The organism is Streptomyces sp. NPDC006655, from assembly GCF_040703965.1.
Classification (GTDB): Bacteria; Actinomycetota; Actinomycetes; order Streptomycetales; family Streptomycetaceae; genus Streptomyces.
The window spans coordinates 1-11,114 of record NZ_JBEYJU010000165.1; the positions used below are offsets into that span (position 1 = coordinate 1).

Consider the following 11,114-nt stretch of genomic DNA (forward strand, 5'->3'; position numbering starts at 1 on the left):
CCACCCCCCAGGTCATCCGTTCGACAGGGGGCAAAAGTCATGCCGGGCCCGGAAGCCAGCGGCCCTCTTGCAGGACCGCGGAAAACATAACGGGGGGGGGCGTCGGAGTGACCGAAGCCGAGGTGGTCCGGCGCGATGACGTGGTAGCCGTCGGCCAGCAGCGGGATGAGTTCGCGGAACATGAACTAGCTGGTCGGATAGCCGTGCAGCAGGACGATCACGGGGGCGTCGGCGGGGCCGGCTTCGCGGTAGAAGATCTCATGGCCGTCCACAGTGGCGGTCCGGTGGTGCACCGAGTTCATGTCCGACCCCTTTGAAATGCGTACGCTGGTTGGTTCCTTGCCCTGCAAGCACGGGTGTGGGTCAGCCCGTCAAATGATTCGGTCCAGAGGGAGCGGCATCCGATGGACGCGCCGCTGGGCCTGCTCAACAGCAGGCCACTGGTCAACGGCCTGGCACTGCTCGAACCCGGCGTCGTTCCCCTCACGCGTCGGCGTCCCGACCCCGCCGACGCGGGCCGCACCCGCGACATCGACGCATTCTGCGCGGTGACCGGCAAGCCGTGACCTCGCGGAGGCCTTGTCGCCCTGAGCCGGGTCACATCACGGCGTCGGTCTGCAGCGGGCCCGCGGTGACCCGGATCGTCCGGATGCGCACCGGCTCTTCCTGGTCGAGGTAGAAGATGTGCATGAAGGGGGCGCGCACCACCCGCTCCGGTTCGCTCTTCTTGGCCATGACCGCCTCACCGCGCAGCAGACGGACGCCGTCGCCCGCCGTCCAGAACTCCAGTACCTCATGGCTGATGACCAGCGGCGCATCGATCTTGACGAAGAACTCCTTGATGGCTTCGACGCCGTGGATGTGCGCGGTGCCGAAGTACATGTCGGTGTTGTCGGTCAGTGGTGCGAAGCCCTTGCCGAACTCCAGGGTGTCGATGGCATCCATGAACTTCAGGACCCAGCCCGGGACGGCTGTCGCTTGTGCGTTGTCTGCCATGGTGCGGACTTCCTGATGGGACTGCGGCGCATGACCCTTGCCAACCGCGCCTTCCCAACCCCAGCCGATCTGAACACCGCCGTCCCTCGGGTACGCCCTTCTCTGACAGCAAGCGGCTGATTGCTGTGTGCGCGGCCCGTACACCGGTCTGGACGACAAGAAACCCCCCGGGTCTCTGACCTGGGGGGGCACCATGGAGCGGGTGACGAGAATCGAACTCGCGCTCTCAGCTTGGGAAGCGACGGCGCATGGGCGGGCCATACGGCTCTGACGTGCGCAGATAACTTTTGCTCGGGCGGTCGTGCGGGTCGGATCGTGCCGCTGTTGACCGTGGTTGGCCACTCTTACGGGCACGCTCTGGGCACGGGGCGCGAAGACTGGTGGGCCGAGCGCGGTCCCAGACGGGCACGATGTTGCGCCGGGCTCGGTCGGACGTCACGGCGGGGAACGCCGTCGCGCGTGCACAGAGCTTGAGCGAAGCCCGCTCTGCGCTGCAAGGTCGACGGTCGCGGCTTTCGCGGAACGGCCGACGCTCGCCCTTGGTTCATTTGCCGGCTTTGGGTCCGTACCACTGGAGGGCCTGGCCGGTGACGGCGCCGATGCACTCGAAGTCTCGGTCACGGTGCAGCAGAGTAAGCCCCTGCAACTCGGCCGTGGCGGCTACCACCAAATCGATGGCGCCGGCACTGCGGTGCTGCCCGCGCTGGGTGAGGGCCTCCTGGACCCGCCAGGCGCGGTCGTAGGCGCGGTCGTCGACCGGCACCCAGCCGAAGAGCAGGCGCATGTCTTCGATGCCTTGTGCGCGGTCGGCAGCGGAACGCGCGCTGTAGAAGAACTCCAGCTCGGTGATGGAGCAGGTGGCGATGAGCCCGGCGGCTGCCGCCTGATCCCATCCGTACTGTTCGGCGTCGCCGCGCAGCATGCGGACGAGCGCACTGGTGTCGATCAGGTATTGCGCGGCGTTCACCGGCGGTAGTTCCCCTTGTCCTCGAAGAGGGCGAGGTCGAAGGCGCCCTCTTCCGCCGACGCCCGCAGGCGGGTGAGCGCCAGAGCGCGCCGCCGGTTCTCCAGCACCTCGCGCAGCGCGGTGTTCACCGTCTCCTTCTTGGTGCTGGTACCGAGGGCCTTGGCCACGTCGGCGACAAGCTGATCATCGAGGTCGATCACTGTTCGGCTCATACGTGCACCTCCATAGATATCATTGACGCCATCTATTATATCTCGATGGAGCGGCGCGAGGGCGGGGTGCAGGGAATCGATGCCTCACTGCAGGCTGATGGTGATCGCCTGCGCGAAGTCGGCGAGGCGGGTGGTCACGCCGCTCAGTAGCGGCCTGGAGCACTGCGTTACGCCTGGCTCCCCGCTCCCGCAGCCAGGCGCGGACGGCCCTGGAGCAGCACCGGAACATCGACGGCGGCCGGCGGCTCGCCTGCCGGGGACAGCCCGCAGACGGACGCCCTTGTCCGGACCGGACCGACGGCAGGAAGAGGCCAAGTCCTCACTCCCCGGTTGCACTTGGTGTCGAAGTCCCACGCCTGCTTCTAGTAATTGCTGTGCGTCCGTGCCGAGCGGTGGATATAAGGACGGACGGCCGGGCGTGCGTTCCGGAGAGGGCCTCGCCGTCTCGAATGCGTCAGAGGGTGGGGATCGAGAGTGTTGTCGTGCAGGATACGCAGATGGATCACGGTGGCCGTCGCAGTGACGACCTCTGACCTGCGCGTATGCGGCTATGAACAGCACCCGATGGCGCGAGATCGCACCGTTGGTGACCGTGATTGTCCGCCCTCGAGGGCACGCTATGGGCACGGAGCCGCGCAACGTGTCTGTGGTGTCGCTTCCCTGTGCTGGAGGGCAGGACTCCTCTGCCGGTTGAAGCGCGCCGTCGCGAGTGCACGGGATGCCGTTCCCTCGTCGGTGTCGGTGGCGGTGGCGGTGGCGCCAAGTACGAGCGTGCGTCTGCCCATGCGGGACCTCTCGGGGGGCGCCGGGTGAAGGCGTGGAGAGGCGCGTGCGGGCAGCGTCGAGCGGCGGGTCCTGGACCCGCCGCTCGCGGATGATGTCGCGGGCAGGCCCCCAGGCAAGGGGCCGTGTCCTCGCGGACTTCGGGCTGGGGGCTTTTGCCTCAGCCGTAGTAGCCCTCCAGGTCGGCGACGACATCGACCGAGCCGAGCGCGTTGTGGATGCGGATGGAGCCGTCGGTCCCGACCGGGACCACGGCAAGAACCGGGCGGGTCTGGCCCGCGGTGAGGTTGTCGTTCGACGTGGTCGGCAGGGTGCCGTCGCCGTAGGCGGTCAGGTGGGTGTCGGCGGTCGGGGCGACGCCCGTGAGGTTGACCAGTACGGCGGTGGCTCCCGCCGGGACCTTGCTGAGCTTCACGGTGAGGGTGCCGTTCGCGCCGAGCGGCTTCGCGGACGCGCCCAGGCCCGTGCGGGTGTCGAGGAAACGGGTGGGCGCGGTCGCCAGGAACGGCCCGCCCTGGGGGGCGACCGGGTCGTCGGTCCCGTCCGCCAGTTCGTTGGTGTACAGCCCTTGGAGGTCGGCGATCAGCTGGACGTGCCCGGCGCTGTTGTAGACGTGGACCTTGCCGGCGCTCACACAGGGGACGGTCAGGTTCGAAGCGGTCTGTCCGGCCCGGTAGTTGAGACTGGACGCGGTCGGCTGGGCGGGGCCGCCGCAGTCCACGGTGACGTAGCCGCTGCTGGTGCCCCCGGTCACGGTGACGTCGAGGACGGCGCCGACGGTCGCCACGCCCCGGGCGTACTTCGGCAGGGTGAAGGTCGTGGTGGTGCGCGGCCCGACCGAGCCCTTGGCCGCCCCGGTGCCGTTGCGGGTGTCCAGCACCCGGGTCGGGGGCACCGTGGCAAGGCCGGCCATGGACTCGTCGTCGGTGCTGGGCTTGGCGGTGGTGTAGTAGCCCTCCACGTCCGCGATGAGGTTCACCTTGCCGTGCGCGTTGTAGAGGTCGACGTAGCCGTCGGCGCCCGCCCGGACGGTGACCAGGTTCGGGTTGGCCTGCCCGGCCTGGAAGTTGAGGTTCGAGGCGTTCGGGCGGGCGGCGCCGTCCGGGTAGACCGACACGTAACTGGACGCCGTGGCGCCCGTGTCGGTGACGTTCAGGGTCACCGCCGTCACCCCGGACGCCGGGACGCCGCCCACGCCGAGGATCTTCAGGCGGACCACACCGCCGTCGCCGACGGCCCGCTTGGGCGCGCCCGTCCCGTACCGGGTGTCCAGCAGTCGTACGGGACCGTGGGCGACGAAGGCCGCGCCGACCGTGACCGGGTCGGTCGCGGTGGCGGTGCGCCCGTCGGAGTCGGTGACCGTCTGCGTGACCGTGTAGGTGCCGGGCACCTTGTACGTGTGCCGCACCACATCGCTGGAGGTGGTGACGGAGAGCGCCGCGGAGCCGTCGCCGAAGGTGATCCGGTCACTGGTGATCGGGTAGGGGTCGAAGCCGGTGTCGTACGTGCAGCCTGCGGCGTCCGGCAGCGAGGGGCCGGTACCGCAGCCGATCGTCGGGGTGAGGTCCGGGACCGGATCGACCCGTTCCCAGTAGTCGGCCACACCGACCCGCGTGCCGTCGGCCCTGTTCACCACCACCGAGGCCTGGATACCTGTGCTCGACGTGGCCTGGCTGTAGGTGTGGGTGGCCGAGCCGGTGGTGGAGGTGACGGTCGTACCGTCCGCGAAGTCGAAGGTGTAGGTGAGGCCGTCGAGCGAGTCCGACCACGGGTTGCTCAGCCGTGCCACGGCGGTGGCCGGAACGCCGACGTACCCGTAGCCCACGGTGAGCCCGCTCACCGTGAACGGGTCCTGGAACTCCGTGGCGCCCCGGTCGTCGTGACCGGCACCGGTGTCGGCGACCAGGGGGTCGTCGACCCGGGGACGGCCGTCGACGTCCGTGGACAGTTCGCCTGGGGCGTCGGAGTCGGCCGAGTCGATGAGTGGTGAGTGCTCCGCGGGTAGCCCACCCGCGGGGATCGTCAGATCCGTCTGGTCCAGGTCATGGGCGCCCTGGCCGGTGCCCGCCCGGAACGCCTGGGCGGTGGTGTAGGCGGTGCCGGCCCAGTTGTAGTTCGTCCCGGTGGACGGCGGGTTGAGCGCGTTGTAGTCCGCGGTGACCTGAGGGGCGGAGGTGGCGTCCACCGTGAGCTCGGCCGTGGTGGCGGAGCAGGGCGTCGTGGAGTAGGGCAGGGCGACGCTGTTCTCCACCGACCCGGAACTGCCGTCGGTCAGACTGATCGCGCCACACACCGTCCGGAACGTGTCGCCCGCGAAGTCGATGCCCGTGGTGCCCACGGCCGAGACACCGCCGACGTCGAAGATGTCGCCGGCCAGCGTGATGTTCCGCGCTCCGGCCGCGCTGCTGACGTCCGGCCCGGAGTACTGGTCGACCTTCAGGCGGGTGAGGGAGATGTCGGAGGAGGACCCGTCGATCGCGATCACCGCGGTGCCGTCGGCGAGGTTGCTCTGTGCGGAGGCGGAGCGGTAGGTGATGTGCTGCGAGGCCTCGACGGCCAGGGCGGTCGCCCCGGCGGCCCTGGTGCGGATCCCGGTCATGTCGACGTACCGGGCACCGGAGAAGGTGATCGCCGTGGCCGGGTGCGGGCCTGCGACGGTGACGAGCGAGCCGTCGCCGGTTGCGGCGGAGAAGGTGACGGGTGCGTCCGCGGTACCCGTGGACCTGATGATCACGGGCGCGTAGGACGTGCTGTTGCCCGCGATGCGCACGGTGTCCCCGGGCGCCGCGGCGTCCGCGGCCGGCTGGATCTGGCAGAAGGGTTCCACCGCCGAACCGGGACCGGTGTCGGTGCACCCGGCGGCCTCGTCGTTGACGTAGAAGGTCGCGCCCGTGACGGTGTCCGCATGGGCGACGCCCGCCGAGGGACAGCCGATGAGCAGAACCGCGAGGGCCACCAGCGCTGGTCTCCGCCCCATGAATACGTCCCCCTCCGGACCTTCGCGCTGGAACTGACGGGACAGTAGGTCAGGTTGGGGACGACGGACGTCGACGAACGACCCAAGTCCGTCGAAAATTCGAAACTTTGCACGGAATTTTGCTGCAGCGGGAGCCATGCAGACCAGCGCATTGACAGGCTTTGAAGATCGTTCCCTCGGCACCACGATCAAGACCCACAAGGCACCGTAGCGGACCCCTTCCTGCAGCACCTCCGCACGACCCACCGAGACCACCTCGGCGGTCATGTTGGGCGGCAGCGAGCAGACCAGCCTGAACGGCCGGCCTGCCGCCGCGACCGGGCGGAGACGGACCGTGGACCGAGGTGAACGTGGCGCGCGGGAAGGTCACCGCCCCGCCGAGATACCGGCGCCGTTCGTATACATCCACTCGTCCACCGAGCCGTAGGCGTACCGATGGAAGGAGTTCGTGTCCGGGTCCTGGAATCCGCAACTCCTCTGCTGCCAGGCCATGGTCAATGCACCCGCCGGCTTGCCTGGCGGAAGGAGACCGGTCCCACAGCGTGCGCTATCGTCCGGATGCTTGTTCCCGTTTACTTCGCAGGGAGCTTCATGCGCCTCAAGAAGGTCTCGCTCACGGCGGCGATATCCCTCCTCGCCGGGCTGACCACCAGCGTTGTCGGTCTCAGCAGCAATGCCTGGGCCGATACTGCAGTGCCACTGTCGCTGCCCCACTACTCGCACATGCTGGTCGACCCGGCTCACCAGCACCTGTTCTTCAGCAGTGGGGTCGGTAACAGCACCATCCTGGTGACCGACTACGACGGCGTCACTGTCCGCACCATCGACAACGAGCCCGGGGCGGTCGGCCTGGCTCTGTCCCCCGACGGCAGCACCGTCTACGCAGCGCTCTACAACGGCGACGCCATCTCGGCCATCGACACCACATCGCTGAACGAGGCCCACCGCTACAGCACCGGCGCCGGCAGCGAGCCTCGGAGCGTCGCCTACACGGGCGGCAAGGTCTGGTTCGGCTACGGCGGAGCAGCCGAGGGGAACATCGGGTCGATCGACACCAGTAGCAACCCGGCGAGCGTCACCCTCAACACCGCCGACGGGTGGTACAGCGCGCCGACGCTGGCCGCCGACCCCTCGGCGCCGGGGATGCTCCTCGCCGCTGACCAGGACACCAGTCCGCCTTATCTGACGCGCTACGACGTGTCCTCGGGCACTCCCGTTGTCGGCGTGCGCCGTTGGCTGCAGGACTCGTCCGACGTGAGCGACATGCAGATCACGCCGGACGGGCAGGACGTGGTGCTGGCGACCGGAGCGCCGTACTACCACCAGGTCTTCAAGCTCTCCGACCTCTCCGCAGACGGCACCTACCCCAGCACGGCTTACCCGAACTCGGTGGCGATCGCGCCGGACGGCGCTGTCGCCGCGGGCAGTTACGCGTCCTATGACAAGGACGTCTACGTCTACCAGGCCCACCAGTCGTCCCCGATCAACACGTACGACTTCGGATCCAGCGGCACGCTGGCCAGTTCCGGACTTGCCTGGGCCCCGGACGAAAGCCGGCTCTTCGCCGTCACGGCCGACGTCTACGGCGCCAACCCCACCCTGCACGTCCTGTCCAACCCCGAGGCGACCGCCTCCGTGCTCACTCTGGCTGGACCGGCCACGACTGTCCCGACCCGGCAGCTCAGCCTGACCGGATCGCTCACCTCGGCGAACCCGATTCCCGCTGGGCAGCAGGTCAAGGTGACCCGGATCGACTCGGCGAACCCGGACGGCATCGCTCTGCCGGACGCCGTCACGGATGCCAACGGCGGATTCACCGTCACGGACACCCCGACAACCGAGGGGGCAACCACCTACCGGGTCTCGTATGTGGGCGACTCCAAGCACCTGTCCGCGAACGCCTCGTACAGCGTCCAGGTGGCCAAGCCGGCCTCCACGATGACCTTGACCGCCCCGGCCACCTCGACCCGCACGGCGCAGCTCACCCTCACCGGCACGCTGGCCAACGGCCCGTACACCGCCGGCGAGACGGTCCAGCTCACCAAGAAGGACCTCTCCCACTCCGCCGGTTACACCATCGGCACGGCCACGGTGGCCAAGGACGGCACCTTCACCATTCACGACACCCCGGCCATCGGCGGCAACAACACCTACACGGTGAGCTACCCGGGCGACGACATCCACAAGGGCTCCACCGCATCGGCGACCGTCCAGGTCTCGCGCACGGCCTCGGCCCTGACGGTGACCACCAACGCCTCGACGTACTCCTACGGCGTGACGGCCACGGCCACTGCGCATCTCGGCACCACCTACAACGGCCGTACCGTCTCGATCTACGCGCAGCCCTACGGGGGCACCAAGACGCTGGTCAAGACCGGCACTGTGGACAGCCACGGGAACCTGGTGGCGAGCTACAAGCTCAGCCGGAACACCGTCTTCAGCGCGGTCTTCGCCGGTGACTACCGCTACGCCCCCGCCGCTGCCGCCCGGACCGTGTACGACCGCGTCAAGATGGCCGAAACGCTGAGCGGGTACTACACCAGTACCTACTACGGGAGCACCCTTTACCGGGTCTACCACCACACGGCCAAGGAGCAGCTCAACGTCGCGGTCACGCCCAACAAGGCCGGACAGTGCGCGTACTACCGGGTGCAGCAGTACTACAGCGGCGCCTGGCACACGCTGACCACCTCGCCCTGTTTCGCCCTGGACTCCGCAAGCACCGGCGCTGGATCGGTGAGCCTGAGCAATGCGATCAACGGCAAGTTCCGCATGGCCGCTGAGTACGTTCACAGCAGCAAGGACAACACCAATGTCAGCACCTGGGGTGCCTGGCAGTACCTCACCGTCAGGAACTGAGCCGCAATCCTGACAGTGGGACCGTGAGGTGACGAAGGGGCCGCCCGGCCTTCGGGCGGCCCCTTCGTGCACTCTTGGTCGCGGAGCGGCGTCACGGCGTGGCGTCCTCCGGGCGCTCTGGGAGCGACGGCCAACCACGCACAGCCGGACACGACGCACGTCCTCGCCCACCGCGTCTTCGCCGGCACCGGCCGACCGCTGCCTGTCCGTCGACCAAGTCGCCGAGTTGCTCGGCACGACCACCCGCTTTCCCCCGGCGGCTGATCGGGGAGCGGCGAATCCGGTACGTGAAGGTCGGTCGGCACGTACGCATCCCCGAGAGCGCGGTCAACGAGTACATCGGCGCCCGGACCGTCGAACCGATCCGGCTTCGCCGTACCAGCGTCCGGAGGGCTGCCTGATGGCCGACAAGAAGGGCAACCGCAGACGCTTCGGCGTGGTCCGTCAGTACCGCTTCGGCCGCTGGACGGCTTAGTAGGTCGGCCCCGACGGTGAGCGCAGTCGCGCGGGACGAGACATTCAGTTGTCGGGCCGCCGGCCCATCGCGCGGGAGTGCGGGGCCGGGCGGCACCGGTCGGCGGTCAGGCTCCGGGGTGCAGTCCGAGCCAGCCGGGGCTCAGGTCGCCCTTCACCTCACCGAAGTACAGGGCGAAGGTCTGCTTCCAGCGCTCGATCGCCGCGCGGTCGGCCATGAAGCGAGGGAAGCCGTCGAGGTTGCCGTTGGGGTACTCCCAGACGGGCTTCAGCCCGGTCGGCGGGGTGACGTCGGTGCGGACCGACCAGCCGTTGGTGGCGGCCTTCTGCTGCTCGACGGAGAGCCGCCAGTTCAGGTACAGCTTGGCGGCGGTGGGGTTCTCGGCCTGCTTGAGGATCGCGGCCCGCTGTCCCCAGGACATGAACGGTGCCTCCTCGGGCAGCACCCACTTGACCGGCCCGGTGGACAGCGGCGCGCCGGAGCCGCCGATGCCGATGGCCTTCTGGCCGCTGCTGACGGCCGCGCTCGGGGTGTAGCTGCCGCGGGCGAACTGAAGGTCCTGGGTGGCCAGTCGGGCGAGCCAGTCCCAGCCGTACTTCTCCACGTAGAGGGTGTAGAGGTAGAGGACCGCGTCGTCGTCGTGCGGGTAGGAGGAGGCGATCTTCCCCTTCCAGCGGGCGTCGGCCAGGTCGAGCGGACCGCTGGGGATGTCGGAGCCGACCGCGGCGGGACCGTACATGTAGCTGAAAGCACTGACCTGGACGGCGACCCACGCGCCGTGCGGGTCCTTGAAGGGAGCGTAGAGCTTGGAGAAACCGGCCGGCTTGTAGGCGAGCAGGCGGCCCTGCTCCTTCCAGCGCACGAAGTCCTGCACGGTCTGGAGCTGTACGACGTCGGGTATCAGGGTGTCGGTCGCGAACTGGTTGTCGACGCGCACGTCGTGGTATTTGCTGTAGTCGACGACCACTGTCAGGTCGATGCCCGGGAACCGGCTCTTGAAGCCGTTGCGGATTCCGTCCGCCTGGCTGGAGATGTCACCACCGGCGTAGAGCACGAGTTTGCCGCCCTCCGAGAGGGCCGCCTGGTAGAGCTCGTCAAGAGTCCGCTTCTCCTCGCCGCCGCCCGTCGCCACGCGGCCCGCGGAGGCTTGGCCGGTGGCGGCCTGAGCGGGGGCGACGGAGGCGGCGGCGACACCGAGACCGAGAGCGGCGCCCGCTCCGGTGGCAAGCAGGCGGCGTCGGCTGGGAAGGCTGGTCATGGTGGGGGAGCCTCTCTGTCCGTTCTGTTCTGTTCGGTTGTCTGTGTGCTGCTGCTGTGTGTGTGGGGGTCAGAACATGGTGTTGTCGTTGGCGCTCTTCTCGGGCACCTCCTGGATCACGTCCCAGTGCTCGACGATCTTTCCGTCGGCGACGCGCCAGAAGTCCGCGACGGCCATGCCCCGGTCGCCGGGCTTGAGGTGCAGGATGCTGTGGGTGACCACCAGGTCCCCTTCGGCGATCACGCGCTTGATGTCCAGGCGCAGGTCGGGGAACTGCCCGCGCAGCCAGTGCACATAGCCGACGAAGGCACCCGGGCCGTCCTGCGCCTCCGGGTTGTGCTGGGTGTAGCTCTCGCCGAGGTGTGCGGTGGCGGCGGCCTCGGGCCGGTAGTCGTTGAATGCCTGCTCGTAGAAGGCGGTCACGAGCGCCTTGTTGTCCGCAGCGGACATGTCTGTCTCCTGCCTCGCGGTGGGTGCGGTACGGCTCAGTCGTTCATGGCGTCGCGGACGGGCGCCGTGTCGGCGAACTGTTCGAAGCGGACGATGAGTCCGCCGCGGACGGTGAAGTGGTGGGCGACGCGGACGTC

General features: G+C 68.7%; 9 protein-coding genes and 3 pseudogenes. 3 read left to right on the plus strand and 9 right to left on the minus strand.

All coding sequences use genetic code 11. The annotated features are described in order from the left end of the window. Positions 1-95: 95 nt before the first annotated feature. Positions 96-302 (minus strand): annotated as a pseudogene (locus AB0958_RS42715) (alpha/beta fold hydrolase); the annotation flags it as partial. Positions 303-404: 102 nt separating this feature from the next. Between AB0958_RS42715 and AB0958_RS42720 the strand changes: the two are divergent. Beyond that, positions 405-566, plus strand: a complete 162-nt coding sequence (locus AB0958_RS42720; RefSeq protein WP_366895891.1) for a hypothetical protein — start codon at positions 405-407, stop codon at positions 564-566. A gap of 31 nt (positions 567-597) precedes the next feature. Here AB0958_RS42720 and AB0958_RS42725 read toward each other — a convergent pair whose 3' ends face one another. From AB0958_RS42725 to AB0958_RS42745, 5 genes are all read right to left on the minus strand, one after another. Continuing rightward, positions 598-996 carry a nuclear transport factor 2 family protein gene (locus AB0958_RS42725; RefSeq protein ID WP_366895892.1) on the minus strand — a complete coding sequence of 133 codons (399 nt, stop codon included), beginning with the start codon at positions 994-996 and terminating at the stop codon, positions 598-600. Positions 997-1,540: 544 nt separating this feature from the next. Next, positions 1,541-1,963 (minus strand): PIN domain nuclease, encoded by a 423-nt coding sequence (locus AB0958_RS42730; RefSeq protein WP_366895893.1) that lies wholly within the window; start codon positions 1,961-1,963, stop codon positions 1,541-1,543. Then, positions 1,960-2,175, minus strand: a complete 216-nt coding sequence (locus tag AB0958_RS42735) for a type II toxin-antitoxin system VapB family antitoxin (RefSeq protein WP_366895894.1) — start codon at positions 2,173-2,175, stop codon at positions 1,960-1,962. The genes AB0958_RS42730 and AB0958_RS42735 overlap by 4 nt, the downstream gene beginning before the upstream one ends. Positions 2,176-3,118: 943 nt before the next feature. Continuing rightward, positions 3,119-5,935 carry a PKD domain-containing protein gene (locus AB0958_RS42740; RefSeq protein WP_366895895.1) on the minus strand — a complete coding sequence of 939 codons (2,817 nt, stop codon included), beginning with the start codon at positions 5,933-5,935 and terminating at the stop codon, positions 3,119-3,121. Positions 5,936-6,301: 366 nt separating this feature from the next. Further along, on the minus strand, positions 6,302-6,427 hold the full coding sequence (locus AB0958_RS42745) for a hypothetical protein (RefSeq protein ID WP_366895896.1): 126 nt from the start codon (positions 6,425-6,427) through the stop codon (positions 6,302-6,304). Between the two features lie 99 nt (positions 6,428-6,526). Between AB0958_RS42745 and AB0958_RS42750 the strand changes: the two genes are divergently transcribed. Further along, complete coding sequence (locus AB0958_RS42750) at positions 6,527-8,794, plus strand: hypothetical protein (protein ID WP_366895897.1); 2,268 nt, start codon at positions 6,527-6,529, stop codon at positions 8,792-8,794. A gap of 202 nt (positions 8,795-8,996) precedes the next feature. Further along, positions 8,997-9,195 (plus strand): annotated as a pseudogene (locus tag AB0958_RS42755) (excisionase family DNA-binding protein). Between the two features lie 180 nt (positions 9,196-9,375). On the opposite strand, the gene AB0958_RS42760 reads toward AB0958_RS42755, so the two are convergent. From AB0958_RS42760 to AB0958_RS42770, 3 genes and pseudogenes are all read right to left on the minus strand, one after another. After that, complete coding sequence (locus tag AB0958_RS42760) at positions 9,376-10,527, minus strand: ABC transporter substrate-binding protein (protein ID WP_366895898.1); 1,152 nt, start codon at positions 10,525-10,527, stop codon at positions 9,376-9,378. A gap of 69 nt (positions 10,528-10,596) precedes the next feature. After that, positions 10,597-10,977: a nuclear transport factor 2 family protein gene (locus AB0958_RS42765; RefSeq protein WP_366895899.1), complete on the minus strand. Its 381-nt coding sequence runs from the start codon at positions 10,975-10,977 to the stop codon at positions 10,597-10,599. 35 nt (positions 10,978-11,012) lie between these two features. Continuing rightward, a pseudogene (locus AB0958_RS42770) lies at positions 11,013-11,114 on the minus strand (DUF4440 domain-containing protein); the annotation flags it as partial.

What these genes read in the sequence shown, in the direction of transcription:
- AB0958_RS42765 (WP_366895899.1), bottom strand. Translation starts at nt 10,977, where the DNA reads ATGTCCGCTGCGGACAACAAGGCGCTCGTGACCGCCTTCTACGAGCAG.
- AB0958_RS42750 (WP_366895897.1), top strand. Translation starts at nt 6,527, where the DNA reads ATGCGCCTCAAGAAGGTCTCGCTCACGGCGGCGATATCCCTCCTCGCC.
- AB0958_RS42735 (WP_366895894.1), bottom strand. Translation starts at nt 2,175, where the DNA reads ATGAGCCGAACAGTGATCGACCTCGATGATCAGCTTGTCGCCGACGTG.
- AB0958_RS42725 (WP_366895892.1), bottom strand. Translation starts at nt 996, where the DNA reads ATGGCAGACAACGCACAAGCGACAGCCGTCCCGGGCTGGGTCCTGAAG.
- AB0958_RS42745 (WP_366895896.1), bottom strand. Translation starts at nt 6,427, where the DNA reads ATGGCCTGGCAGCAGAGGAGTTGCGGATTCCAGGACCCGGACACGAAC.
- AB0958_RS42740 (WP_366895895.1), bottom strand. Translation starts at nt 5,935, where the DNA reads ATGGGGCGGAGACCAGCGCTGGTGGCCCTCGCGGTTCTGCTCATCGGC.
- AB0958_RS42720 (WP_366895891.1), top strand. Translation starts at nt 405, where the DNA reads ATGGACGCGCCGCTGGGCCTGCTCAACAGCAGGCCACTGGTCAACGGC.
- AB0958_RS42760 (WP_366895898.1), bottom strand. Translation starts at nt 10,527, where the DNA reads ATGACCAGCCTTCCCAGCCGACGCCGCCTGCTTGCCACCGGAGCGGGC.